This window comes from Paludibaculum fermentans (assembly GCF_051172195.1).
GTDB classification, from domain to species: domain Bacteria; phylum Acidobacteriota; class Terriglobia; order Bryobacterales; family Bryobacteraceae; genus Paludibaculum; species Paludibaculum fermentans_A.
Map to the genome: position 1 here is coordinate 1,821,671 of NZ_JBPJAQ010000002.1, position 25,807 is coordinate 1,847,477.

General features: G+C 61.9%; 21 protein-coding genes. 8 read left to right on the forward strand and 13 right to left on the reverse strand.

Annotated elements, in window-relative coordinates:
• The first annotated feature begins 25 nt into the window (after positions 1-25).
• The gene (locus ACR9Y2_RS33840; RefSeq protein WP_435046301.1) at positions 26-589 is read left to right on the forward strand and encodes a DJ-1/PfpI family protein; all 564 of its coding nucleotides are present in this window, start codon (positions 26-28) and stop codon (positions 587-589) included.
• 15 nt (positions 590-604) lie between these two features.
• Here the strand turns inward: ACR9Y2_RS33840 and ACR9Y2_RS33845 are convergent, their stop codons facing one another.
• Positions 605-2,425 carry a protein kinase domain-containing protein gene (locus ACR9Y2_RS33845; RefSeq protein ID WP_435046302.1) on the reverse strand — a complete coding sequence of 607 codons (1,821 nt, stop codon included), beginning with the start codon at positions 2,423-2,425 and terminating at the stop codon, positions 605-607.
• Positions 2,410-2,991: an ECF-type sigma factor gene (locus ACR9Y2_RS33850; protein WP_435046303.1), complete on the reverse strand. Its 582-nt coding sequence runs from the start codon at positions 2,989-2,991 to the stop codon at positions 2,410-2,412. The genes ACR9Y2_RS33845 and ACR9Y2_RS33850 overlap by 16 nt, the downstream gene beginning before the upstream one ends.
• 342 nt (positions 2,992-3,333) lie before the next feature.
• Between ACR9Y2_RS33850 and ACR9Y2_RS33855 the strand changes: the two genes are divergently transcribed.
• Together ACR9Y2_RS33855 and ACR9Y2_RS33860 are read left to right on the forward strand one after the other, a co-directional pair.
• Complete coding sequence (locus ACR9Y2_RS33855; RefSeq protein WP_435046304.1) at positions 3,334-4,152, forward strand: NosD domain-containing protein; 819 nt, start codon at positions 3,334-3,336, stop codon at positions 4,150-4,152.
• Between the two features lie 26 nt (positions 4,153-4,178).
• On the forward strand, positions 4,179-7,418 hold the full coding sequence (locus tag ACR9Y2_RS33860) for a M4 family metallopeptidase (protein WP_435046305.1): 3,240 nt from the start codon (positions 4,179-4,181) through the stop codon (positions 7,416-7,418).
• 74 nt (positions 7,419-7,492) lie between these two features.
• Here the strand turns inward: ACR9Y2_RS33860 and ACR9Y2_RS33865 are convergent, their stop codons facing one another.
• The 3 genes from ACR9Y2_RS33865 to ACR9Y2_RS33875 are packed head-to-tail and all read right to left on the reverse strand — an operon-like array spanning position 7,493 to position 13,817.
• Positions 7,493-9,304 carry a TolC family protein gene (locus tag ACR9Y2_RS33865; RefSeq protein WP_435046306.1) on the reverse strand — a complete coding sequence of 604 codons (1,812 nt, stop codon included), beginning with the start codon at positions 9,302-9,304 and terminating at the stop codon, positions 7,493-7,495.
• Positions 9,301-10,677 carry an efflux RND transporter periplasmic adaptor subunit gene (locus ACR9Y2_RS33870; protein ID WP_435046307.1) on the reverse strand — a complete coding sequence of 459 codons (1,377 nt, stop codon included), beginning with the start codon at positions 10,675-10,677 and terminating at the stop codon, positions 9,301-9,303. The genes ACR9Y2_RS33865 and ACR9Y2_RS33870 overlap by 4 nt, the downstream gene beginning before the upstream one ends.
• The gene (locus tag ACR9Y2_RS33875; protein WP_435046308.1) at positions 10,674-13,817 is read right to left on the reverse strand and encodes an efflux RND transporter permease subunit; all 3,144 of its coding nucleotides are present in this window, start codon (positions 13,815-13,817) and stop codon (positions 10,674-10,676) included. The genes ACR9Y2_RS33870 and ACR9Y2_RS33875 overlap by 4 nt, the downstream gene beginning before the upstream one ends.
• A 135-nt stretch (positions 13,818-13,952) precedes the next feature.
• Here ACR9Y2_RS33875 and ACR9Y2_RS33880 point away from each other — a divergent pair, with 135 nt between their 5' ends.
• Positions 13,953-14,264, forward strand: a complete 312-nt coding sequence (locus ACR9Y2_RS33880; protein ID WP_435046309.1) for an ArsR/SmtB family transcription factor — start codon at positions 13,953-13,955, stop codon at positions 14,262-14,264.
• An 82-nt stretch (positions 14,265-14,346) separates the two neighbouring features.
• Here ACR9Y2_RS33880 and ACR9Y2_RS33885 read toward each other — a convergent pair whose 3' ends face one another.
• Positions 14,347-14,595 (reverse strand): hypothetical protein, encoded by a 249-nt coding sequence (locus ACR9Y2_RS33885; protein WP_435046310.1) that lies wholly within the window; start codon positions 14,593-14,595, stop codon positions 14,347-14,349.
• A 304-nt stretch (positions 14,596-14,899) separates the two neighbouring features.
• On the opposite strand from ACR9Y2_RS33885, the gene ACR9Y2_RS33890 reads away from it, so the two are divergent.
• Positions 14,900-15,574 (forward strand): class I SAM-dependent methyltransferase, encoded by a 675-nt coding sequence (locus tag ACR9Y2_RS33890; protein WP_435046311.1) that lies wholly within the window; start codon positions 14,900-14,902, stop codon positions 15,572-15,574.
• Here ACR9Y2_RS33890 and ACR9Y2_RS33895 read toward each other — a convergent pair whose 3' ends face one another.
• Positions 15,575-16,990, reverse strand: a complete 1,416-nt coding sequence (locus ACR9Y2_RS33895; RefSeq protein ID WP_435046312.1) for an ExeA family protein — start codon at positions 16,988-16,990, stop codon at positions 15,575-15,577.
• 254 nt (positions 16,991-17,244) lie between these two features.
• Between ACR9Y2_RS33895 and ACR9Y2_RS33900 the strand changes: the two genes are divergently transcribed.
• Positions 17,245-17,619, forward strand: a complete 375-nt coding sequence (locus ACR9Y2_RS33900) for a hypothetical protein (protein WP_435046313.1) — start codon at positions 17,245-17,247, stop codon at positions 17,617-17,619.
• Here the strand turns inward: ACR9Y2_RS33900 and ACR9Y2_RS33905 are convergent.
• From ACR9Y2_RS33905 to ACR9Y2_RS33930, 6 genes are all read right to left on the reverse strand, one after another.
• Positions 17,598-18,380, reverse strand: coding sequence for a TIGR00282 family metallophosphoesterase (locus ACR9Y2_RS33905; RefSeq protein WP_435046314.1), 783 nt, complete (start codon positions 18,378-18,380; stop codon positions 17,598-17,600). The two genes, ACR9Y2_RS33900 and ACR9Y2_RS33905, sit on opposite strands and share 22 nt — an antisense overlap.
• 275 nt (positions 18,381-18,655) lie before the next feature.
• Positions 18,656-19,408, reverse strand: coding sequence for a hypothetical protein (locus tag ACR9Y2_RS33910; RefSeq protein WP_435046315.1), 753 nt, complete (start codon positions 19,406-19,408; stop codon positions 18,656-18,658).
• Positions 19,409-19,424: 16 nt separating this feature from the next.
• On the reverse strand, positions 19,425-20,063 hold the full coding sequence (locus tag ACR9Y2_RS33915; protein WP_435046316.1) for an L-threonylcarbamoyladenylate synthase: 639 nt from the start codon (positions 20,061-20,063) through the stop codon (positions 19,425-19,427).
• Between the two features lie 29 nt (positions 20,064-20,092).
• Complete coding sequence (locus ACR9Y2_RS33920; protein WP_435046317.1) at positions 20,093-21,973, reverse strand: bifunctional homocysteine S-methyltransferase/methylenetetrahydrofolate reductase; 1,881 nt, start codon at positions 21,971-21,973, stop codon at positions 20,093-20,095.
• A 26-nt stretch (positions 21,974-21,999) separates the two neighbouring features.
• Positions 22,000-22,785 carry a bifunctional DNA-formamidopyrimidine glycosylase/DNA-(apurinic or apyrimidinic site) lyase gene (mutM, locus tag ACR9Y2_RS33925; protein ID WP_435046318.1) on the reverse strand — a complete coding sequence of 262 codons (786 nt, stop codon included), beginning with the start codon at positions 22,783-22,785 and terminating at the stop codon, positions 22,000-22,002.
• Complete coding sequence (locus tag ACR9Y2_RS33930) at positions 22,786-23,568, reverse strand: SAM hydrolase/SAM-dependent halogenase family protein (protein ID WP_435046319.1); 783 nt, start codon at positions 23,566-23,568, stop codon at positions 22,786-22,788.
• Between the two features lie 26 nt (positions 23,569-23,594).
• Between ACR9Y2_RS33930 and ACR9Y2_RS33935 the strand changes: the two genes are divergently transcribed.
• Together ACR9Y2_RS33935 and mnmA are read left to right on the forward strand one after the other, a co-directional pair.
• A complete protein-coding gene (locus ACR9Y2_RS33935; protein WP_435046320.1) occupies positions 23,595-24,695 on the forward strand; it encodes a cysteine desulfurase family protein in 1,101 nt (366 codons plus the stop codon).
• Positions 24,688-25,806, forward strand: coding sequence for a tRNA 2-thiouridine(34) synthase MnmA (gene mnmA / locus ACR9Y2_RS33940; protein WP_435046321.1), 1,119 nt, complete (start codon positions 24,688-24,690; stop codon positions 25,804-25,806). Before ACR9Y2_RS33935 ends, mnmA begins: the two co-directional genes overlap by 8 nt.
• Position 25,807 lies beyond the last annotated feature (1 nt).

The window sequence follows — 25,807 nt, forward strand, 5'->3', positions numbered from 1 at the left end:
CACTGATTCGGGGAAGGAACCGTTCATGTCGAAGAAAATCCTGATGCTCGTGGGGGACTTCGTGGAAGACTACGAGGTGATGGTGCCGTTTCAGGCTCTACAGATTGCCGGGCACCAGGTGGATGCGATTTGTCCTGACAAGAAGGCTGGCCAGACCGTCAGGACCGCGATTCACGATTTCGAAGGCGATCAAACCTATACCGAGAAACGCGGCCACAACTTCACGCTCAATGCCACATTCGCTGACGTCCGCGCCGAAGACTACGATGCGCTGGTGATTCCAGGCGGGCGTGCGCCCGAGTACCTCAGGTTGCATGCCAGTGTCCTGGAAATCGTCCGCCACTTTGCCGACACGAAGAAGCCGATTGCCTCCATCTGTCACGGTGCGCAAATCCTGGCCGCCGCCGGCGTGGTTCGCAACAGGAAGGTGAATGCCTATCCAGCCTGCGCGCCCGAGGTCACCGCGGGTGGCGGTGAGTACGTCAGTCTGCCCTTCGAAGGCGCCATCACGGATGGCAACCTCGTCACCGGCCCGGCCTGGACGGCGCATGTCGAGTGGTTGAAGCAATTCCTCGTTGTGCTTGGCTGAAGGCCAGAATGCCACTTAAGGCAGGTTGGGGAGCCCCGCCTGTCTCAACAAAGCGTCGAACCTGGGGTCGCTCCGCAGGGCATCGAAGCGCGGGTCCACCTTTAGGCCCAACATCATCGTCTCCCTCTGCGCAATCGCTTTCTCCAGAAGTTGGAACGCGAGATCGTTCCGTCCCAACTCGATCGCGACAAACACAATACTCGGATTGCCTTTTTCCTGCTCAAGCAGACGCTGCAGTTCGGCATGGGCCACATCCCGGCCGCGAATCCAGGCGATTTCGACAGCCATGCCCAACTCACTGAGGCTCGTCTTTCTCATCTCCGCCTCAGCCGCTTGCGCTTGCCCCAGAAACCGGTAGCAAAGCGCCAGGTAGTAGTGCGCCAGGGAGAACGACGGATCGCGATCCAGGACGCCGCGGAAGAGATCCCGCGCCACTTCGAACCGCCCCGCATAGAAAGGCACACGCGCCTCCTGCAAGCCCAGGATCGGGGAAGCCGGATCCAACAATCTCGCTCTCTTCATCAGCGCGCCCGCCTCTCCCAGGCGTCCCAGCCGCATCAGCATGCAGGCGTAGCCCTGCATAGCGCGAACGCATTTCGGATCCAACTTTAAGGCCTGCTGAAACTCCGCTTCCGCATAGGTCCATTTGAGATCCGAGGCGAACAGGACGCTGCCCGCCACCGCGTGGGCCACCGCCAGTCGCTCGTCCAGTTCAATGGCTCGCCGGGCTTCCACTTTGGCCTCACGGAAAACCTCCCTGGGATTGCGGCCATCCAGTTCCCCTTTGAAGTAGAGCGCGTCGGCCAGGCCGGCATGTGCCATGGCCGACCGCGGGTCTTTCTCCACAGACTTTCGGAACCACGCTTCCGCCTTGCGCAACTCGGGCATGGAAAGCTTGCTCCACAGATGCCGGGCCACGAGGTAATCCCGCTCCGATTCGCTGGGAACGGCCGTAGGGGATTCCGAGAGCTGCACCATCAGCGCCGGCATCAGGGCAAGACCGACTGCCACGACAATCGCCTGCCACCGGAGTTTCGGCGGCTCGGCGCCGAGACTCAGCGCACGGCCTTCCAGATAAGCCTCGACATCGTCTCCCAGTTCCCTGGCGGTCTGGTAACGCCGCTCCGGCTGTTCCGCCATGGCGTGCCGGATGATGGCGTTCAGCGCCGGGTCCGTGCTTCCGGCCAGTTCCGCGAGGATCGCCCCAAGGGAATAGACGTCGGAGGCCAGGGTGATCGTGCCGCCGCGCAATTGCTCGATACTGGCGTACTCCGGCGTCAATGGCCGGCAGCCTGTGACGGTAAGCCGTTCCTCTCCGGCCGCCATCAGTTTGGAGATGCCGAAATCCAACAGCTTCGGATGGCCGTCCTGGTCCACGAGGATGTTGCTCGGCTTCAGGTCGTTGTGGATGATCGCCAGGTCGTGCGCTGCCGCCACCACTTCGCAGACTGCATGGAATAGCCGCACGCGGCTCCGGTTGCCCAGGGCATGGGCGGCGCAATAGTCGCCAATCGCGCGCCCCTCGATGTACTCCATTGCCAGGTAGGGCGCCCCGTCCAGGGTCTCGCCGGAATCCAACAGCGTGGCGATATCTGGGTGGCTCAACTGTTCGAGGATTCTGCGCTCCCGGTCAAATCGGGCCAGGTTGGCCGGTGTGGCCACGTCGTTGCGAAGGATCTTGATGGCAACCAGTGACTCAGTCCCGTCGGGCACCGCGGCATACACAACACCCATGCCGCCGCGCCCCAGCAGCGCCCTCAGCCGGTAGCCTGGCACCTTCGGCAGCGCACCTCGTGATGCCGCCAACAGGGTCTCGATGCTCAGTTGTGAGGCCACAGTCCATCCCCCTCGTAAACCGCCCGTTCCAGCCACGTTCGGCCCAGTTGCAGCTCCCGCTCCACTGTCCGGACCGAAAGGCCTGTCAACGCGGCGACCTCCTCCACGGTGGATCCAAACCGGTACCGCATCTCAACCACGAGATGCCGCCTTGGTTCCCTTCGCCGCAATTCCTCCAGCGCCTCTTCCAGCGCTTCTTCGATCGGTGTTCGCCTGGGAGCCTCAATCAGCCGGTCGTCAAACTGTGTCGAACGGGACCCGCCCCCACGCTTCGCCGCCCCTCTCCGCCGTGCATATTGAATTAGGATCTGCCGCATAATTCGCGTAGCAATACCGAGGAAATGGGATCTCGCCTCGCAATGCGCCGGCGGCCCGCCTGCCAATTGCACGTATGCTTCGTGCACCAGGGCCGTCGGTTGCAGCGTGTGATTGCGCGCCTCTCTCCGCAGACAGTGAGCTGCCACACGCCGCAGTTGCGGGTACAGCTCTGAGACCACCTGGGGCAGGGCTTGCTGGTCGCCGCGCCACCAATCCTCCAACCGGTTTGTAATGGTGGCTGCGTTCATCTCCAGCACTGCCTGATCAGTAGTGAGAGCAGTCCCTCAACCGTTTCACCTGTCTCTCCACCGCATTTGGCAATTCATCCGGAAACTGGCGGATCTCGGCACACTTCCGCACAGATCCTCGTGCCGGATCATTGCGGGCGGACAGAGCCCGCGGAGGAACCAATGACTTCTCGCCAGACTTTTCGAACCGCCTTCATCGCGTGCACACTGCTCCACGCGTCAGGCTCCACCGTTCTCCACGCCCAATTTGGGCTTCAGGGCAACCCATGTCCCCTTGGAGGCTCCGGTGCTACCGTCAACCTGAGTGCCCGGGTCCCTGGGCTCTGCACCAGTGCAGCCACCTTGCAGGACCTCATCTTCGAACTGGGCCCAACGGGCACACTGATCGTCGACAAGGCCTGCACGATCGGTGCCGGGCTCCGCCTGCCGCCCCGCTTCACGCTGAAAGGGAAGGGCATCGGGGCCGGTGGCCAGATCAAATTCCTGAACGACGGCATTGGACTCTCCATGTGCCAGGAGGCGCCCAGCGGGTACGTCACCATCAGCGGGATTGATCTTTACGGGCCCAGTGCGCCAGGCAACTCCACCGCCCCTCACTCCACCGGGATCGCCATCGCAAACCAGAATATCGTCTATCTCACCAATGTCCGGGTCAGTGACTTTCAAACCGGCGTTTCCGGCGTAGGTAGCTACTCCGTCTTCATCAACGGCTGCAATATCTCAAACAACCGTGGCGACAACCTCGTTATCGGTTACAACTCGAACGGCTGGCGGATCCGCGACGGCATCGTGAGTCAGGCCGGCGGCTGGGGGATCAACGTCCTCGGCCCCGGAGATGACACCCCCATCGGACTCATCAACACCAGCAACGACTTGCTCATCGATGGTGTGCGCATGGAATCCAACTACCGCGGCGCGGTCCGCACCAATGCTTACGGTACCCGTGTCACCAACTCACGGTTTGAGAGCAATGGCCTGGGCAGCATGACGATGCCCCATCGCGGCCTTCTGGTGGAGTCACAGGCTCAGGATGCCCGCATCCTGACTAACATCTTCAGCAGCGACTGCATTCAGATCCAGAACCTCTCGACACAACGTGCCTTCAATATTCCCGACGACCGCAACACCACCCAGTGCGCTGCGCTCGGCTTCAGTCGTTAACCGCTTGGCGTGAACGGAGGAACCCCATGAACCGTCTGACTCTCTTCGCAACAGCCGCCATCCTGTCGGCTGGTGACATCCTGGCGCCTCGAGCGCTCGCCTTCCAACTCGTTGCACTTGATAAGGCCCGCCTGTTGGCTGAGCGGCCTCAAAGGCTTCAGACCGCCAGGACAATGCTCGACAGCCAGAGGCTTGTGTTAGGCCTCTCGACTGACGACACCTTCGAACCCGCGTCCTCTGTCTATGACGAACTCGGCAGGCTGAATGTCCGGTTTCACCGTTACTACAAAGGCGTGCGCGTTCTCGGAGGCGACCTGAAACTGGGGGTGGATGCGGCCGGAAAGTCGGCTCGGGTCACTACCCGGCCCCGGCCGGCATTGGCGATGCCGCCGGTCGCCCCCGGCCTTTCCCGCAAGGCGATGGAGGAAACCCTGGCGCGTGAGCTGCGAACTGCCGGCTCTGAGCTGTCCATCGAGTCGGAGTTGGTCATTCATGGGGCAGGGGCCACGCCCATGCTCGTGTGGATGGCACGCGTCGAATCCGACTCACGGCCTCCCACCACTTACCTCGTCGACGCGCAGACCGGCGCCATCGTCAAAAGCTGGTCCAACCTGGTCGAGGCACTCACTCCTGAACAGACGACCGGCCAGTCTCAACGCTACGGCGAGATCCCCATCGATCACGTCCGCAACACCGTCACGGATCGCTACGAGTTTCAGGATGCGCAGCGTGGCTTGACACGCATTTACGACATGCAGGATAAGAATCCTACGTCGACCTTCAAAGGCGCGCTCTACACACAGAATCCCGCCGATCCGGCCCTCACCACCTGGGGCAACGGCCTGGATTGGGCGTTCGGCAATTCTACGACCGGCAAAACCGGCCAGACCGCCGCCGTCGAGGCATACTACGGGGCCCGTCTCACGTGGGATATGTACAAGAACGTCCTCAGCCGCGATGGCCTGGACGACGCCGGCAGCCCCATGAAACTGCGAGTTCACATTCGCAAGCAGGCCGATGAGCCTTATGGTGATGCCTACTGGGATGGCACCTACGCCAGCTTCGGCGATGGTACCGAATCAGGCCACAGCAGCCGCACCGATACGATCACAGTAGCCCACGAACTCGGCCACGGCCTGTGGGATCAACTCGTGACGACGGACAATGGTTGCGGGGAATGCCGCGGCCTGAATGAAGGCCACGGCGACATCCAGGGCGCCATCGTGAATCACTACCGGGCGCTGGCCGGCGGAACAGGCAGCACCATCCCTTCGCCTGCCCCCGGCGATGTCAGTCTTTTCTTCTTCCGCAGTATCAACCCCTGGAGTTATGTGATCGGTGGTCAACCGGGCCTGCCCTACTACGTCGACGACATGGGCGACTATGAGGAGCACATCCAAGGCTGTGCCTATGGCCGCCTGTTCGCGACACTCGCCATGGGCGCGCCCTCCGTCGAAGAGTACGATGCCGGTCCAGCCTGCGATCCCGAGGACGGCGCGCAGTTCCGCTGTCTTGTCTCGCCCATCCTGCCGCAAGGCCTGGTCGGCGTCGGCCTGCACAACGCGGCGCGTATCTGGTATCTCGCCTCATTGGCGTACATGGATGCCAGCCCAACCTTCCCAGAGACGCGCGATGCTTACCTGAGCGCCGCCGAGGATCTCTTCGGCCTGAATTCGCCGGAATATAAGACGGTCGTGAACGCCTGGGCCGCCGTCCAAATCGGCGACGAAGCGCCCGACACGGCCGCCCCCACCGTGGCGATGGCCGCGCCCATCCTCAATAACCTCGAACAGTCGTTGCTCGTCACCCTCAACGCCAGTGATGACATCGGCGTCCATCACATCGACTTCTTCCGCAATGCCGTGCTCGAACACACCGTGCAGGGCAATGTCTGGGTCGGCCTCCTGGATCTCAGCAAGGTCGGCTTCGGCAACTACACGCTCAGCGCCACGGCCTACGATCGCATGGGCAAGACAGGCAACGCGCAGAAGCCCTTGGCCTATCAGGGCGCCAACTATGTACTGAAGAACCGCGGCTTCGAACAAGGCGCGGACAGTTGGAACCTCTCTGGCAGTGCTCAGGTCAAGTCAAGTTCTGCAAAGGCCTTCCTGGGCGCAGGCTACGCCGCCTTGGACAACACCGGCTGGGTGCAGCAGAAATTCTCAGTGCCCTACGGCCTGCTGGGCCTCACGGTGGGCTACCGCGTCGCGGTGGACCCCGCGGCCGGCAACGTCGACTCCATCGAACGGCTGGACGTCGAGATCCTCACCGCCGGTGGTGTCCTGGTACAGACCCTCGACACCATCTACGCCAACTTCAACACCCTGGACAAGGTCTATCGCGATTACAAGCAACTCAACCATTCACTCCCCCTCAGCTACGCCGGCAGGGATTACATCCTCAGGTTCCGCTCCACCTCGGCCAAAGCCAAGCGCTTCCGCATCGACAACGCTTACGTCGTCTACCAGGCTGTACCCCACTTGGACCTGTTTGTGGCCGTCGACGAAGCCGAGGGGTCGGTCACGTTCCAGGCGAAGAACATCACCGGCATCGAGCTCTCCCAGATCAAGCAGATCCGCGTCGCCCAACCAGGCACCGAAGGCACGCGCCTGGGCAGTCAGCTCATGGCGGTCCTGCCCACGGCGGAGTTCAAGGTGAACACCGACTACCAGGTGGTCGCCTCCATCATTGATGTGCTCGACGCTGAGGTGGCGCACACAGCCCCAGTCCACTTCCAACTGAAGCCCGTCAACCAGATCATCGTCAACCAGGGGTTTGAAGGCGGCAACGGCTGGTGGGATCTGGGTGGCGCGGCGGAGGTCATCAAATACGATCCGGCGTGGGGTGAGGGGAATGCCGCCTTCCTCGGCGATCGTTGGGCCCGTCTCGGCGGCCTCGGGACCAAGAATACAGCCTCCTTGCGCCAACACGTCGCCATCCCGAAAGGCGTCTCCAACGTGAAGCTGACGTTCCGGACGCGTATCGATTCCGGAGAACTGGTCCCGGGCGACTTCCTCAAAGTGAACGTCCTCGATCTCGCCTCCTACACCTTACTGGAGACACTCACCACGATTCCCAGCACCACTGAAACCGACACCGCCGACAACTACCATGCGCACCAGAAGTTCAATGGCTTCGATCTGACAGCCTACAAAGGCAAAACGATCATCCTCGAATTCCAGGCCACTGAGAACGCCGGGTGGCCCTCCACCTTCCACATCGACAATGTCGGGGTAACCTACTCCGTACTCGGTCTGGCCCCCTGATTCGTCCGAATGCAGAACAGCCACCCGCTGCCAGTCGCACCGGCAGCGGGTGGCTGTCCCCCAATCAGTCGTTCCTAGCGGACCTTCGTCACCGCACCTGCGACCACTTCGTCGAACTCCACATTGTGCACTGTCAACATCGTACCCATCGCCCGGTCAAGAGCCGCACGCGCCTTCCAGTAACTGCTCTGCGCCGTCGCCTCGGAAGACCGGGCCTGCGTCAGGTCCCTCTGGTACTGGATCACCAGAAACGTCGTCGAAGCTCCAACGCCCAGCTTCTCCTTCTCCGCATCCAGGGTCTGTTCCTCCAGAATGCGCTCCTGTCGGGCAGACTCGTAGCTCGCCCTTGCTTCTTCCACCGCAATCTGGGCGTTGCGAATCTCCAGTCGCGCCTGCTTCTCCAACTGCTTCAGCCGGATCTCCTGCTGCCGCACCTGGATCTGGTCACGGGTCACATCGGCGCGTGCCGCCCGGTTGAGAATCGGGACGCTGAACTGCACGGCCACCCCATAGTCCGGGAAATTGCGCTGGAACACCTGGCCCAATGCATCGCCGTAGCCTCCGACGAAGAACGGATTCGGAGTCGATGCCGGCAGATTACTGAACTGCACCCCGTTCGGCGACCCGCCCAACCCGTTATTGGCCGCCGAAGCCACCAGGTCCAGCGAAGGCAGCAGTGCACTGCGCGACCCCTTCAGGCTGATCTGCGAGTTCTCCAGTTGGATCCGCGCCTGCGCCAGGTCTGGACGCTCCTTCAATGCCTGGCCCACCAGTTGTTCCAAAGGCTCCTGCGGAGAGTCCGCCGGCAGCCCCATCGCGTCCACTGGCTCGATCACCACTTCCTGCAGCTTGTTCTCCGACGCCCGCACCAGATAATCCTTCAGCAGTTCGCTCTGTTGCCGCGCCAGGCTGCGGGCAATCACGATATCGCGCTGCCGCCGCGCCACTTCAGCCTGGGCACGGGTCACATCGATCGAGGCCCGGACGCCCAGCTTGGCCGACTCCTGCGTGTCCCTCAGCAACTGCTCTGCCGAGACCACCGCATCCTGCCGCACACGCACATCCTCCGTCAGGCTCGCCAGGTCCCAGTACAGCCGGATCACCGCGTGAATGGTGCTGATCACCTGCTGCCGGAATACCAGGTCCGAGACCTTCTGGTTGTTCTTGGCGATCCGGATATACCGCGTCGTCACCGCGGGTCCGAACCCTCGCAGCAGCGGCTGCCGGAAGTCCAGCCGCAAGGTCGACGTCGAGTAAGGGCTGAAGCTCAGCAGCGGGTTGTTGATGTCCTGATGCTGATTCAGGAAGCTCAGCCCAATCGTGCCGCCCGTATTGAGACCCTTCTCAATTCCGACATTGGCTGTCGTCGTGTCCGCATTCAACGACCGCAGCGGCGCTAGGAACGTGCTGTTCTGCGGCGTCGATGTGTGGTTCCAACCCAGTGTCCCCGTCAGCGTCGGATCCAGGTTCGGTACCACCGGCCCGGTCGAGAGGGGCAGGGAACCCAGCAGCGACAGGTCCAGTTGCGCGCCCGTCCCCGAGAACCGGTCCAGTGTCGGAGTATCTCCGCCGCCCAGGCCCGACCCCGTCACCACCGGCACCCCCAGGCTGTTCGGCCCCTCCCGCACGGACAAAGGTATGCCCCGCAGCGCGCCGCCCGCCTTCGACCGCAATACATCCGTCTCCGCCAGCCGGCGATTGTACCGTTGCAACTCCACGTCCAGATTGTTTTCCAACGCCAGCGCAATGGCGTCCTGCAGCGACAGCCGCAGCTTGCCATCCTGAACCAATTGATCGATTCGAGCTGAATTCTCCAACCGCGGCGCCGCGGGTTGGGCCCACAGCGGCGCGGTCAGCAATCCTGCAAGGACAAACCTCAAATTCATCTTCTTGCTCTTTCCTGGTGAGTCACCGGACCCGCGGCCTGGACCTCCTGTCCCTCGGCCAGCATCTCGCCCGGATTCAGAATCACCACTTCATTCGGGTTGAGGCCCGACGCGACCTCAATCTGCGTACCCAGGTCGCGCGATACCTCAATCGTTCGGAAGCGGATCTTGCCGCTCGGATCCACGGTCGCTACGCGTGTCCCCTTCGCATTCGCCAGCAGCGCTTCGGCCGGCACCACGGTCGCCGGATGGCTCCTCGGCAACGCGAACTTCACTTCCGAGAACATGCCCGGCAGCAACGCACCGTCGCGGTTATCCACCTGCACTTCCACCAGCATGGTGCGCGACGACGCATTCAACGAACTTGCTGTCCGCACCACCTTGCCCGTGAACTCCGCGCCCGACCGTTCTTTCACGCCCAGCCTTGCTTCCTGGCCCACCTGAATGTCCGGAGCAAACGTCTGCGGCACGTTCACCTGCACCCGCAGCGTGCTGGGCTGTGCAATGGCAAACAGCTTTCGTCCGCCATCCAGCCCTCCGGTGGAGGAAATCAGGTCGCCCTGTTCCACCAGTCGCTCCGTAATGATGCCGTCATACGGAGCCACCACACTCTCAAAGCCCACCAACCGCTGCAGCCTGGATACGTTGGCTTCGTTCGCCCGGATGTTGGCTTCAGCCGAAACCACACTGGCCCGAGCCGCATTCACCGATGCCGTCGCCGTATGAATCGACGCCTCGGCAGCCGCGACTTCCGCCTTCCGGGCGCTGTACGCGTACTGCCGCTCATCACCTTCCTGCTTGGGCAGGACGCCCTTATCCACCAGTCGCGTCCAACGGTCTGACGTAGCCGAGGCCAGGGCCTCGTTCGCCTTGGTCTGTTCCAACCGCGCCCGAGCCTCCACGACACTCGCTTCCGCCCGCGCCACGTTCGCCTGCGCCTGTCTCCACGAAGCACGCGACTGTTCTACCGTCGCCCGTGCCTGCGCCAGTTCCTGGTCCAGTTCCGGCGACTCGATGGTCGCCAGCACCTGGCCCCGCTTCACGCGATCGCCGATATTCGCCGACCGTGTCCGGACATAGCCCGTGGCTCTCGCATAGATATCCGCCACCACCACGGCTTCTGTATTGCCCGGCAGCGTCAATTCCGTGGTCGGCGGAGCCGAGGTGGCGAGCGCGGTGTTCACCAGCGGTTTCCCGCCAGTGGCCTCCTGCGAAAAATGAACGGCGGACTCCCTCTTCTGGAACTTCGCGGCAGCCACCGCGCCAAAAACAACAAGCACCAGCAGGATCGTGGCGGCCACCCCCGGCCGCCGACGGTTGCCCGGCTTCAGGGAAACTTCTTTCGTATAGGACGAAGTGTTTTCGGTACTCATTGAGCCTCTCCCACGGACTGATTCCGGCTTAGTGTCGTGAACATCACAGGTACGAAGAACAACGTGGCGACCGTGGCCATCGTCAATCCGCCCACCAGCGCACGTGCCAGCGGAGCATTCTGTTCACCGCCTTCACCCAGGCCCAACGCCATCGGCAACATGCCGATGATCATGGCGCAGGCCGTCATGAAGATAGGACGCAAACGCGCCGAGCCCGCCTGAATGGCGGCCTGCAGCGGAGTCTCGCCCTCATCCATCCGCTCCTTGGCGAACGTCACCAGCAGGATGCTGTTCGCCGTCGCAACGCCGATCGACATGATGGCGCCCATCAGGCTGGGTACATTGAATGTGCTCTGCGTCAGGAACAGGGCCACCACGACGCCGACGAAGGCGCCCGGCAGCGCGGTCACGATGATGAACGGATCGCGCCAGCTCTGGAAGTTCACCACCATCAGCAGGTAGACCATCAGCGCCGCGAACACCAGGCCCAGGCCCAGGCGCGTAAACGCCTCGTTCATGCTCTGAACCTGCCCGCGCACCTTGATCGTGCTGCCCGGCGACAGCTTCGGCGTGAATTCCTTCACCAGCTTCTGAACGTCCGAAGCCACTGAGCCCAGGTCGCTGTCCTGAATACTCGCGTAAACGTCGAACACCGGTTGGACGTTCGTGTGGTTCGCATTCACCGGTGTTACGCCGCGCCGCAGGTTCGCCAGATTGCTCAGCAACTGGGGTTGCGCCGCGTTCCGCCCCGCATACACCGGCGTGTTCTGCAGATCGTTGATCGATTGCAGATCACGCTGCGGTGTCTGGGCCGCCACCAGGTAGGTGATGCCCATGCGCGGATCCAGCCAGAAGTTCGGTTGAACCTGGCCGCTGGATGCCAACGACACAAACAGGTTGTTCGAGACATCCTGATGCGTCAAACCAAATTCGGCGGCGCGTGTACGGTCCACATCGATTCGGATGTCAGGCCCGTCCACCACCTGGTGCAGATGCACGTCCACCGCTCCAGGCACGCCCTTCAGCCGCTCCGACATCTGCCTGGCAATCTGATAGTTGTTCGGATCGTAGCCCGCCACCTGAATGTTGATCGGAGCCGGCAGGCCGAAATTCAGCACCTGCGTGACAATATCGGCCGGCTGGAAATAGAACGTAACACCCGGAAACTGTTTCGGCAGCTCCTGGCGGAATTTACGGATGTAAGCCGCCGCACTCCCATGATGCTCGGGATTCAGCGAGATCGACATCTCGCCGTCAAACGTGCCGATCATCGCGCCGTCACCAAATGCGAGGTTGAAGGAGTCCGGCGACTTGCCGATGTTCTGCAGTACAAGCTGCACCTCATCGGCCGGAATCGTACGCCGTACCTCGTGCTCTACCCGGGCGAACAGGTTCTGTGTCTCTTCCACCCGCAGCCCGGCCGGCCCGCGAATGTGCATGCGGATCTGCGCCGCGTCGATCGACGGGAAGAAGTCGCGCCCGACGAACGGGATCAGCACCACAGCCACGGCCACGGCGCCACCCATTGCGTAAAACGCCGCGCGGCGGCTCATCAGTACCCGCTGCAGCGCCGCCTCGTACCGCATGCGCAACGCCTCGTAGATCTTGTTGAAACGCTGGTGAGCATTGCCGATGGGGCCTTCATGCATGGTGTTGTGATCTTCCTGGGCGAGCAGGAAGTTCACCATCAGCGGCACCAGGGTACGCGAGAGGAAATACGACGAAGCCATCGCGAAGACCACCGCCAGCGCCATCGGGGTGAACAGATACTTCGCCGGACCCGTCAGGAACAGTACGGAGACGAACACGATACAGATGGTCAATGTCGACACAAAGGTCGGCACCGCGATCTGCGCCGCGCCATCCAGCACCGCCTGCCGCAGTGGCTTGCCCATCGCCAGGTTTCGATGGGTGTTCTCAATCTCCACCGTCGCGTCGTCCACCAGGATGCCGATGGCCAGGGCCAGTCCGCCCAGGGTCATGATGTTCAACGTATGTCCCATCGCGCTGAGGATGATGATGGAAGACAGAATAGACAGCGGAATCGAGATCGCAATGATCAGCGTGCTGCGCCAGCTGCCCAGGAACAGCAGAATCATCGCCGCGGTCAGGCACGCCGCAATCAGGCCCTCCTTGAGCACCCCTTGAATGGAGGCACGCACGAAGAACGACTGGTCAAACAGTTCGTTGATCTGCAGTCCCTTCGGGGCTGCCGCGCGGCTCGTCGGCAGAATCCGGTTCTTTACCTCATCGACAATGTCCAGCGTCGAAACCGCACCGGTCTTCATGATGCTCAACAGCGCGGCCGGTTCGCCATTCGAACGTACGACGTTCGTCTGCACGGCGTAACCATCGCGAACATTCGCCACATCGCGCATGTAAACCGTAGCGCCGTTGACATACTTCAACGGCACATCGTTCAACTCCAGCGCCGAGGTGGGATTGCCGTTCAGGCTCACCGTGTAATCGCGGTTGCCTATCTTCTGCGTGCCGCTGGGCAGCGACAGGTTCTGCGTATTGATCGCATTTGAAACGTCGATCGATGTCAGGCCCTTGGAGAGCAGGCGGTTCTGGTCGATGTCGACCATGATCTGGCGCGGCTTGCCGCCATAAGGAGCAGGCAGCAGCGTGCCCGGCACGGTCGACAACTGTTGGCGCACTCGGAATATGCCGTAGTCGTAGAGCGCCGCTTCCGACAGTGTCTTGGACGACAGGCTTAGTTGGATCACCGGCACGGTATCGGCGCCAAAACGCAGAATCCAGGGCGGATTGATGCCTGGAGGCATGCGGAACCGGATCCCCTGCACGGCCGTGGATACTTGTGCCATCGCCGCATCGATGTGCACTTGCGGGTGAAAGTAGATCTTGATGACGCTCACGCCATTCAAGGTCTGCGACTCAATCGACTTCACATCGTTGACTAGTGCTAAAACAAATTCACTGAATGTTGTTACACGCTTCTCCATCTCGGGCGTAGGCAGCCCCTGATAGGTCCAAATGATGCTAACGACCGGAATATCAATCACCGGGAAGATGTCTGTGGGCATCTTCGCAACGGAGAATCCTCCCAGCAGGAGGATGAGAATGGCCACCACGACAAAGGTGTACGGCCGGTCGAGAGCAAGTCTGACGATCCACATTCTTGTGCTCCTCAGACACGCTGGCGTTCGAAGCCTGACGGTGTCATCCAGATTGATGTTCGACAGTTCTCGAACGATTCAACCTCCCCGCATGTTTCAAGCATCAATTGAGTAGAGTAGGAAGGTGGTTTTTGTATGAGAGCGGGTAAGGAACCAACCAAAGATCAGATCGAGCTCAGTGAGGTCATGTACGCCTTGAGCGATCCTGTCCGTCTGGAAATCGTCGCGTTCCTCGCGCAACGCGGTGAGCAGCCCTGCAGCACCTGTTGTGTCGATATGCCGAAATCAAGCCTGTCACATCACTACAAGGTGCTGCGCGAAACCGGGGTGATCTCCACGCGCATCGAGGGTACGCGCCACTTCAACTCCCTGCGCGCGGACGACCTCAATACAAGATTCCCGGGTTTGTTGAGCTCCATCGTCGGGGCGATCTGCAACCGACTCTGACTGGATGCGGCGGCCGCCGCCGGCGAAGGCTACTCCTTGCGCAGTGTCCGGATCACCCAAAAGACGCCCTGTGCAGTAAAGCTCAGGGCGGTAGTACACAAATCACAAACACCAGCCGCGCCAGCCACGGCCGGTATGGATGCGTCCCCAGCCAGCTCAACGCACCCAGCCCCACCAGCAACAACAACACGAATATCAGGAACCCGTTCGCCATCCCCCGCTGCGGATCGTTCGAGGTTGACAATAGTCCGTAGAGTACCCCCACTCCATACAGACTGAGCAGCGACACAGTTGTCGGGTACAGATAGACCGGTGGTGTTGGCGGGGTCATACGGGGATCTTTGGAGTGGATGACACCCGTTGATAAAATCAATACCAACTTCGTAAGGTTAGCCTTCGGCTTGGGGCTGCGGCTCTGGCTGCATTTCCATTGCACTCATCAATGGGAAATCCGGCGAAGTTTACCGCGCGCCATTCGAAATCCTGGGTTGGGGTCTCCCGCTTCTGCGCTACGACGGCAGGTACGCGCCCACTGAAGCTGGAGGACAGCGCCACATGCTCCTTCGTTTGGTCAGGCGCAAAACTGAAATTGATCCAGAAGATCCCGGCGGTGGAAACTGTGAAGAAGTGAGCCCATGTCCGTCGACCCCATTCATCTCTCTGTCACCGGCGCCTACGATCGCTGGTCCCGCTTCTATGACACCTATGACAACCCGATGGTCGCTGCCGCCACACGCGTAGTCGCCCAGGGCCTGGGAGGCGTCCAGGACGCGTCGGTCTTCGAGTTCGGCTGTGGAACCGGCCGCAATCTCTCCGCCTTCCTGGAGTCGGGCGCCGCCCGCGCCGCGGGGTGCGATCTCTCGGCCGGCATGCTCCAGCAGGCCCGTCAGCGCGACGCGCGCCTCGAACTGCTGCAACACGACATGGCCGAGCCTCTTCCATTGGACTCCGGCACGTTTGACCTGGCGCTCTTCTGCCTCTCCCTGGAACACATCAGCGCGCTGGATGCGCCCTTGCGCGAAGCCCGCCGCCTCCTCAGGCCCGGCGGTCGCATCGCCATCCTTGAGATCCATCCGTTCCTCTCGCTCAGTGGCGTGGCCGCTCATTTTCAGGACGGAGAGCAGGAGGTCCATATGCCGGCCTACCCGCACCAGTTCGAGGCCTACCTGAACGCCTGCGCCGGCCTGGGTCTGCAGGTGATTTCCTGCCGCGAGTGGCGGCCCTGCGACTTTCAGCCGCCGCTCACCGGCAAATCTTTTAAGCGCGGCCCGCTCTTCCCGTTACTCCTGGAACTGCACTTCCGCGCGTAATCACTCCGGCGCCGCATCCTGCCGCAGTCGGTTCAATACACTCTGTAACCGCAGGGCGGAATCGGATGAGCTCGAACCCGCCGCCAGCACTTCCAGGAACTCGCCGCACAACCGGTGCACTTCCATCGGCAGGCCCTTTGAGGTCGAGGCGATCACGGCCAGTTGCGCCGCCGGTATCAAACCCTGCTTGGCCGCCCCGGCCCGCTGCAGGCGCCCCTCGGCGTACTCCGCTACCTCGCCTTCATCCATCCTGTGCAGCCGCAGCCTTTGCGGGATCAGCAGGTTCAGGGCCCGTAAGTCCTCAGCAGCCAGGCGTGTCTCCAGCTCCGGTGACCCCGCCAGCACCACCTGCAGCAGCTTCCCGTGCCGGTTCTGAAGATTGTCCAGCAGGCAGAGATCCGCCACTACTTCGGCCGGTAACGCGTCCGCTTCGTCCAGGATCAACACCAGCGTGCTCTGCGCTGCGTTCTGCCGTGCCGCCAGTTCCGTCAGGCTGGACAGAACATCCACCTTTGTGGCGCCTCCGCAGGGCAGCGCCAGATCATAACTCACCAGTTCATAGAACCGCTCCAGCGTCTTCGGAGCCTCGATGAGAAAAGCGAATTCAATGCGCTGCTGGTTGAAGAGATCGCCCAGGCTTTCCAGGACCTCGCGCCGGCCCGTTCCGGCTTCACCCGTCAACAGCATCAGCCCCGCCCGCTTCTTCACGCCATAGTAGAGTTCCGCCACCGCCTCCCGGTGCTGCGTGCTCACTCGCACAAAGCTCGTATCCAGCCGCGGCGGAAACGGGTCGTGCTTCAGCCCCAGCCTCGCCCAGGCGGCCGGGTTCTCCACACTCTCCTCCTGCTCCGGTTGCTCCAGCCCCGGTGCGATCGAATCCTCCAAATCCCGACGGCTCGCATCCTGTTTCGCAACGGCCGTCAACACCGAACAACGGAACTTGGCGCGGCCGTTCAAATCGCGGGTATAGACGCCTGCCTGCACCGGCTCCGTCTTGCTCCACCGCAGAATCAGCACGATCTGCCAGGGGTGGGGAAAATACTGCTGGTACAGCTCCTGGTCCCGCTCAGAAAAGAACATGTCGCGGTACTCAGATCGATACCAGCCCACCGGCTCCAGATCCGCGATCGCCTCTTCCTGGCAGGCCGTCTCCAACACCTGCGCCAACATCTCATGATCGCTGGGAGACAGGCGGAATCCAGGCCCCTCCGCGTGCTCACAGGCAACGGTCCGGTAAGCCTCCACCCGCACGCCCTCCAGGGTCCGCCGGCCGAACAAAACGCCTCCTGTTTCCAGGCTCTCCCGGCCCGGCGTCTGCCTATCGGCCATCACCAGATCACCCAATTCCGCCAACAGATAGCCCGGCGCACCAATCACCAGGCTTGGCGTCTCAATGCGCCATTCCGTAGGGCCCATAGTACTGCTGGGACTAGTCATCTTTACAGCCTACGAAAGTGCGCGGCCAAATGGGAAACCGGCCTCTCTGAATGTCCACAAACATGCACTTCCTGAAGGGAACGATAGTCCTAAGAACTCGGGTCCAATCCGGCGTCACACCCGCCAATCGACGCCGCTTGTTCCCAGGCGATCACCTTAAAGTGAAGGATAGGTAATCTTCCCCCTATAAGGCTTTCGCCAAAATGCCGATCAACTCACCAGGGAGGTTGTTCATGAAACACCCGGACGCACGTCCGTTCGTTCCGCTTGCCATCGCCAGCGTGCTGATTGGCATTCTGGACCACTCGTCCTGGTTCCTGGCCTATGCAGGCATGCTGTTCGGCTTCTCCATGATGATTGGCCTCCGCTGGCCCCGTCCAGTCTGGGCCTGGTGCCTGATCCTCGCCGCCGGCGCACCCGCCGTGAACGCTTTCGCCCATGCGGTCGCAGGCTATAACCCCATGTTCACGTGGTATGAAGACGCACTCACCCGCTTCGTGGCTGCTGGCTTCGCCATCGTCCCGGGTCTCGGCTCAGGCGTCTTCTACCGCTGCGTCATCCGCCGCATGCGGTACACCACCTGGGTTCACTCTTCGATAATTGCGTAGGGCTTGATCTCGGTCGCACGGCCGGTGGTCTCATCCAGGGTGATGATCACGGCCCGCAATTCCACCATGTTCTTCGCCGCCTCGAAACGCATCGGCAACTGTGTCAGAAACCGCTGGATCACGGTGTCTTTCTCCACCCCAATCACCGAATCGTAGGGGCCCGTCATTCCGCAGTCGGTCTGATAGGCGGTACCCTTCGGCAGAATGCGCGCATCGGCCGTCGGGATATGCGTGTGCGTACCCACCATCCCCGTGATCCGGCCGTCCAGATACCAACCCAGCGCTATCTTCTCGCTGGTCACCTCGGCGTGAAAGTCCAGAAACTTCACTTTTACGTCCGCGGGGATCGAAGCCAGCAATTCGTCGGCTTTTCGGAACGGACACTCGATCGGAGGCAGATGCACGCGCCCTTGCAGGTTCATCACGGCATACTGCACGCCGTTGCGCGCTTTTCCCATGTAGAGCCCCGTGCCGGGCAGGGAAGCCGCATAATTGCCCGGGCGCAGCAGCCTCGGCTCGCGGTTCAGGTAATCGTAGACTTCCCGCTTATCCCACACGTGGTTCCCAGTCGTCAGCACGTCCAGGCCAAACGAAAACAGCTCCTGCGCCACGTTCGGAGTCACACCAAAACCGCCCGCGGAGTTCTCCGCGTTGGCTATCGCCAGATCGATATGCTCGTCAGAAATGATCTGTTGGAGATGCTCGGCGACAATTCTGCGTCCCGGTGACGCAAAAATGTCCCCAATAAAGAGAATTTTCATGGAAGAAGTGAGGAGCGCACCACAGCAACCGTCCCAGCCTCGGAATCGACCCCGATGCATAACATGGGGGGAGCCCTCCGGACACCTTTAGGCTTCTCCTTGCGGAGCATGCTCACCGGCGCCATTGTTCGAGTAGAGCTCCAGATTCGCTTGATACGGATCAATTATAGAAGCCAGCACGCGTTCCGCAGGAACGCTCCCTAGCTGCAAGGATACCCTGCCATGGGTGGATCCTCAAAGGAATTCCTTCTTCGCCGTCGCAACGGCCTGTGTGCTTACTTCAGAATCGTGGCTTCCCAGCCACATTGTGAAGGATTCCTGCACCAGTCCGCCGTGCCTTTAACCGTCTTTCCATCCGCCTGGATCGTGCCCCGCATGTACTTCCGCCGGCCCTGGTGGAAAATCAACAACACCCGGCCCGACAACGTCCCAATGACAAACGAACCCTTCGCCACCGCGCCATCCGCTTTGTTCTTGTACGAAAACTCGATCGCATCCGTCCCCGGCTTCGGCATGGTCCAGGTCCCATAGTAGTCATAGTCTTCGTTGGTGAAGTCGTGGACTCGCCAGATCGTGCCCAGATCGTCGGTCGAAAGTCCTCGAGTCTCTGCCTTCTTCCTGGCGACCTCCGCTTGTGGCGGCTGAATATCCGTCTCGGCCGACCACCCGCAACTGCTGCCAGGCGGACACGGCTCCAATGTCCCTCGGATCGTCCGGCCGTCCATCCCGAAGTTCCCCACAAGCTTGGCGTTGGACTTGGGGATCGAGATCACAATCTTCGTGGCCGTCCTCGACACTACCGTGACCCGTGAGTAGACCTTGAGCTTCGTCACCCGGTTCGTGTAGTCCACGTCAAAGTCGTTGCTGGTGCCGATTCGCGTCCACTTGCCGTCCAGGTTGGCTGCGGGCAGTATCCACTGGTGGACCTTCCACTGACGGCCCAGATCCAAGCCCTTCCCGGCTGGCTGCGCACCCAGGCTGCCCAGGCTCAACAGGAGTCCGAGCGGCCATCCGACAATCCGTCTCATCGTAAACAGTACTTCCTTACGCGCCCTTCAGGCACTCCGCGATCTCTTTTTCCTGGATGCTGCCTGATTTGATCAGCCGCCAATACGGCTCCGTAATATCGACCGTCGTCGAACCCGTCCCAATGCAGCCGCCGCCATCCAGCACCAGGTCGACGCGCCCGTCCATCGTGCCGAAGACCTCAATTCCGGTCTGGCAGGTCGGCTGGCCGCTCACGTTGGCGCTCGTAGAAATCAAAGGCTGGCCCATCCAGTCGATCAGCGCCTGCGCCACCCGCGAACGCGACTGCCGCAGCGCCAGCCGCCCCGTGTTTCCAGTCACTTTCAACGGCACCTTGGCCGACGCCGGCACAATAATCGTCAGCGGACCCGGCCAGAATCTCCGCGCCAGCAGGTAAAACCGCGCCGGAAGCTCCGTCACCAGGTCCTCCGCCATCAGGAAATCGCCCACCAGCAGCGGCAACGACCGGTGCGGCTCACGGCCCTTCGCGGCGAAAACTCTGCCCACGGCGTGCAAATTGAAGGGATCCGCCACCAGCGTATAGAGAGCGTCGGTGGGAATCGCCACAATCTCGCCCCGCCGCAGTGCAACCGCCGCGCGTTCAATCGCTTCAACGCTGGGCTGTTCGGAATTGATTTCGATCAGATCTGTTGCCACTCGTTCACCTGTCCGCGGAAGCCGTCAGTCTAGCGCGACCCGATGGCCTGGGCAACCTCTACCGCCATCGCATACCGCCCGAACGGCGCGCTCAACTGGACGCCGTCCACCATCGGCCTTACGCTCGCGACCATCTCCTGCGCGATCTTCACGCCTTCAGCCCGCGCCCGCTCCGGATCTTCCATGCTCCTCATCCGGTTCATATACTCGTCCGGAACCGGGACGCGCAGTTCATTCACCATAAACTCGGCATTGCGGAACGAGGTCAGCGGCCAGATGCCCGTGATCACCGGAATCCGGAACCCCTCGATCTTCTTCAGGAACCGTTCCACCTGGCGGATATCGAAAACGGGCTGCGTGACGATGTACTCCGCACCGGCCTGCACCTTCCACTCCGTCCGGCGGATCTCCTCTTCAATGTTCAGCGCACCCGGATTGGCTCCGACGCCCAGCAGCAGCGCCGTCTGGGAACCAATTGGGTTTCCACCAATATCCAGGCCATGGTTCAAGTTATTGACGATATTCGTCAGGCCAATCGAGTCGACGTCAAATACCGCCGTCGCATCCGGGTACGAACCCATGCGCGGCGGATCGCCCGTGATACAGATCAGGTTGCGGATCCCGGCCGCGTGCGCACCCAGCAATTCGCTCTGGATGCCCAGGATGTTCCGGTCGCGGCAGCAGAAATGAAGCACCGATTCGATGCCCGCATCCCGCTCGATGATCTGACACGTCACCTGGGCGGACATCCGGGCGCTGGCCCGCGGACCGTCCGGCACATTGATGACATCGATTCCAGCGTCCTTGCAGAGCTTCGCGCCGGCCACTTCTTTCGCCGGATCCACGCCGCGTGGCGGAAGAATCTCTACGAAAGCGACAAATTTTCCGGCGGCCAACTTGGCGCCCAATGACGACTTCTGCGCCACCGGCACCTTCTCCATCGACTGGACTTTGGCCTTCGGCTCCTCCACCGTGATACTCAGTTTATGAATCCCGGGCTGCAGCGAACGGGCTTCGCTCTTGATGCTCTTGATGTGCTCCGGCGTGGTGCCGCAGCAGCCGCCCACCATCTTGACGCCCGCCCACAGCATCCTCCGAGCGTACTGCGCCAGATACTCCGGTGAACTCAGGTAGATGGCGCGCCCCTCAACCTGGGTCGGGTGGCCGGCGTTCGGCATACCGGAGACCGGCTTGTCCGTGAACGCCATCATCCGTTCCAGCGTCTCCAGCGTCGCCTTCGGCCCCACTGAGCAGTTCAAACCCACCACATCGGCAGGCGACGAATCCAGGAACCGCGTAAAGGTCTCGGTGGACGTGCCGTCCGGCATGTTGCCGTCGTCGTCAATCGTGACCTGGGCCACGATCACCATCTCCGGTCCGGCCAGTTCGCGGGCCGCCGCCAGCCCCTCCCGCAGTTCGCTCAACTGCGAAAACGTCTCAAAAATCAGCAGATCCACGCCTTCGTCCAGGAAGACCGCAATCTGTTCGCGAAACATCTCGCGCGCCTCGGCAAACGAGGTCGGTCCCAGCGGCTCCAGGTGGACACCCAGCGGCCCAATCGCTCCGGCCACGAACACGTCGCTGCGCTCGGCCGCGGCTTCCCGTGCGAGCCGCACCCCGGCCCGGTTGATCGCTTCCACTTTGTCGCCGATGCCGAACGTCGACAAACGCGCCCGCGTCGCGCCAAAGGTGTTCGTTTCCAGCACTTCCGCGCCCGCGCGGACGTATTCCTGGTGGATCTCCCGCACCATCGGGCCGGAACTCAGGTTCAATTCGTCGAAACAGCGGTTGATGAACACCCCACGGGTGTAGAGCATCGTGCCCATCGCCCCATCCGCGATAACGGCGCGCAGGCCGATCAACTGCCGGAATTCGGCAGCCCGGGCGGTTTTTTGTGTGGTGTCGCTCATTATAGTTGTGTCAGCGGGTTTCCCGCCTACCTCTGGCATTTCGGGCAATAGTAGGTCGAACGCCCGCCCTGGGGCATCCGGCGGATCGCCGCCTGGCAGCGCCAGCAGGCTTCCCCCTCCCGCCCGTAAACGGCTACCGGAAAGTTCTCACCCTCTGTGAACCCGCCCGGCTGTTCGTAGGCAGCTATTGCTGAGTCTAGCGCAGCCGTCAACACGTCAACAATCTGGCCATGCAGCCGCTTGAGCCGCACTACGCTGATTTCATTGGCCGGTTTCGCCGGGTGGATCCCGGCCTGGAACAACGCCTCGGCCGCATAAATATTGCCTAATCCTACAACTGCCCGCTGTTCCATCAAGAGGAGCTTCACCGGTTTCTTCGTCGCTTGCGCCTGCGCCACGAAATGCTGCGCCGTGAACTCAGCAGAGAACGGCTCGGGGCCCAAGTCGTCAAACAGGCCCTCAATCCCTTCGTGGTACGTCAGCCGGCCCAGCGCCCTCGGATCTTCGAGGACGATGCCGCGTCCATCACTCAAAGTCAGCCAGGCGCGCACGTTGGCTGTGCGCAGCCGCACATCCGGAATCACCACCAGGTTTCCGGTCATCTTGAGGTGAACCCGCACCACCGGCCCGTCGGCCAGTGTCAGCAGGATGTGCTTGCCGCGCCTGGTGACGCCCTCCAGGCGGCGGCCCACCGCCCGTTCCAGGTCAAGCGCCGTGGTGGGCCGGAACTGGCCGGTGGCGACGATCTCGCTCCACGGGGCAGCCGCCCGCATTTTCCTGGTAACCGCCTCAACTTCAGGAAGCTCCGGCATCTACCACACCTCCAGTTCCACTGGCGCCCCCAGCCCGACTCCCAGCACCTTCGACGCTGAGCCCTGATTGACGGCGGCTTCCAGATTCCCTGAGCTGCCCTCGATCAGGAACGGTTCATCGTCCTGTGCTGAGGCATAGCTCGAAACTACGTTTGTCAAAAGCCGCAGCCCGACCTTCAGTGCCATGCCCTTCGGCCGCATCTCCCGGAACTCAGCCGCCGGCAGGTTCGTGATCAGATTCCCGAAGCGGTCGATATGAACGACCTCCCCCTGCCAGAATCGACGCCCGATCCGCACCGGTTCCGAGGTCGTTTGCCGCAGTGCATTGTCGATCAAGGGGCCCGCTTTCGAGGGGGTGACTCCGGCCGTCAAATGGGCCGAGGCTGGGGCAAAAACATCTCTGCCATGAAAGGTTTGCGAGATATTATTCAGGAATAACTTTGCATTCGTGATGTGACGGACCTTCGCGCCCGGGCGCGCGAGCAGGTCGCTGAATAGCCCATTGTCCGGACCGACGAACCGGTGTCCATCGACTTCCACCAGAATCGGCCGCCGCTCCGTCCCCACCCCTGGGTCCACAATACAAACGTGAACCGTACGCTTTGGAAAGTACGGCCAGCTCTGCGACAGCAGAAACCGAGCCTGTCCGATCTGATACGGCTCGACATCATGAGTGATATCGATGACCTGCGTTTTGGGGGCGATGCCCGCAATCACGCCCTTCATCACGCCGACGAAGTGGTCGTGCAATCCGAAGTCGGTTAACAGTGTGATGAGCGGCATGGCTACAATTAGAATAACGGGCTTACGTGCACTACTTCGATCACAACGCGACAACTCCCATTGCGCCGGCCGTCCTGGAGCTCCTCCAGAAGGTCCAGGCCGAGGTTTGGGGCAACCCTTCATCCATCCATACCCCCGGCCAGCGCGCCCGGCAATGCGTGGAAGCCGCCCGGTCCCAGGTGGCTCAACTGCTGAACTGCGATCCGAAAGAGGTCGTGTTCACGTCCGGCGGCACCGAAAGCGACAATCTGGCCGTACTCGGCGCTCCGCGCGGGCACGTGGTCACCACGGCCATTGAACACCCGGCCATCCTCGCTGCGGCGAAACACCAGGCGGACTGCACGGTGGTGCCGGTGGATTCCAACGGTCTTGTGGACCCCGAGGACATCCGCAAAGCGCTACGCCCAGACACGACCGTCATCTCCGTGATGCACGCCAATAACGAAACCGGCGTGATTCAACCCATCGAAGCCATTTCCGCCATAGCCCGCGAAGCCGGCATCCTGTTCCATTCCGACGGCGTTCAGGCGACGGCCAAGATTCCGGTGGACGTCCGCGCGCTCGGAGTCGACCTCTACTCCCTGACAGCCCATAAGTTCTCCGGTCCCAAGGGGATCGGGGCGCTGTATGTCCGCGACGGTGTGAAACTGAATCCGCGCCAGTTCGGCGGACGGCACGAACGGGAACGCCGCGCCGGCACCGAGAATGTCGCCGGCATCGCGGCCCTCGGCGCGGCCTGTGCCCTCCCCAAACAGGACGTTGGCGCCCTGCGCGACCGGCTGGAACAGGGCATGCTCACTCGCATTCCGGACGCCCACGTCAATTCCGCTGGCGCGCCACGTACGCCCAACACCACCAACATCCGGTTCCCTGGACTGGAAGGCGAAGCCCTGGTGATTTCGCTGGACTTAGCTGGCTTCGCTGTCTCTTCCGGGGCCGCCTGTTCCTCTGGAGCCGTCACACCTTCGCACGTCCTAACCGCCATGGGTCTCTCCACCGCGGAATCCCGCGCTTCCATCCGCTTCTCCCTGGGCCGAACCAACACGGAGGAGCAGGTGGACGCCCTCATCGCCGCCGTTGAAAAGGCCACCGCCCGTTTGCGCAAGCTGGCGCCCGCCCATGCCTGAGCCCGCCCCCAACTCGTTGATTGCCGTCGCCATGTCCGGTGGCGTGGACTCGTCCGCCGTGGCCGCAATGCTGCAGCGCGCTGGCCACCGCCTGGTCGGCATGACCATGCAGCTCTGGAACCAGCGCCGGTTGCCCGAGATGCAGGTGGAAGGCGCGACCGGCCGCTGCTGCTCCTTGGACGACGTCTACGACGCCCGCGCGGTCGCCAATGTCCTGGGGATTCCCTACTACGTGGTCAACTTCGAGGACCGTTTCGAAGAGACCGTGGTGAAGCCGTTCGTCGACGAATACCTCGCTGGACGGACGCCGATCCCCTGTACTTTGTGCAACAACCACGTCAAATTTGATCAATTCCTTGATATGGCGGATGGCGTCGGGGCGGAGTATATCGCCACCGGCCACTATGCCCGCGTCTCGTTCAATCCGGATTCCGGCCGCTACGAAATGCGCACTGGTATGGATTCCGGGAAAGACCAGACCTACTTCCTGTTTGGTTTGAAGCAGCACCAACTGGCACGGACACTTTTCCCCCTGGGTGGCATGACCAAGCCGCAGGTTCGGGCCCTGGCCGCCGAACTCGGCATCCCCACCGCCGCCAAGCACGATTCGCAGGAGATCTGCTTCGTCCCCAATGGCGATTACGCCGGCTTCATTGACGCCTACTTCAAGGAGAAGGGCATCGCCCGCGAGGCGACGCACGGCGAAATCGTTGACAAGGATGGCCAGGTGCTGGCGGAGCATGAAGGCGTCCACCACTACACCGTGGGCCAGCGGAAGGGCTTGCGCATCGCCGCGCCCGAGCCGTTGTATGTCATCGCCACCAATCCGCAAACCCAGCAGGTGATCGTAGGGCAGGGTACCGATCTCTATCGGGAATCCCTGATTGCCAAGGACGTCAACTGGGTGTCGATCGCCCCCATCACCGAACCGCGTGCCGCCCAGGTGAAGATCCGCAACCGGCATGAACCGGCCGAGGCGGTCCTGTACCCAACCGGCGACCCGGACCGCGTGGAAGTCCGCTTTCTCACCGCGCAGCGCGCCGTCACGCCCGGCCAGGCCGCCGTTATTTACGATGGAGATCTCGTTCTGGCCGGCGGCTGGATAGAATAGC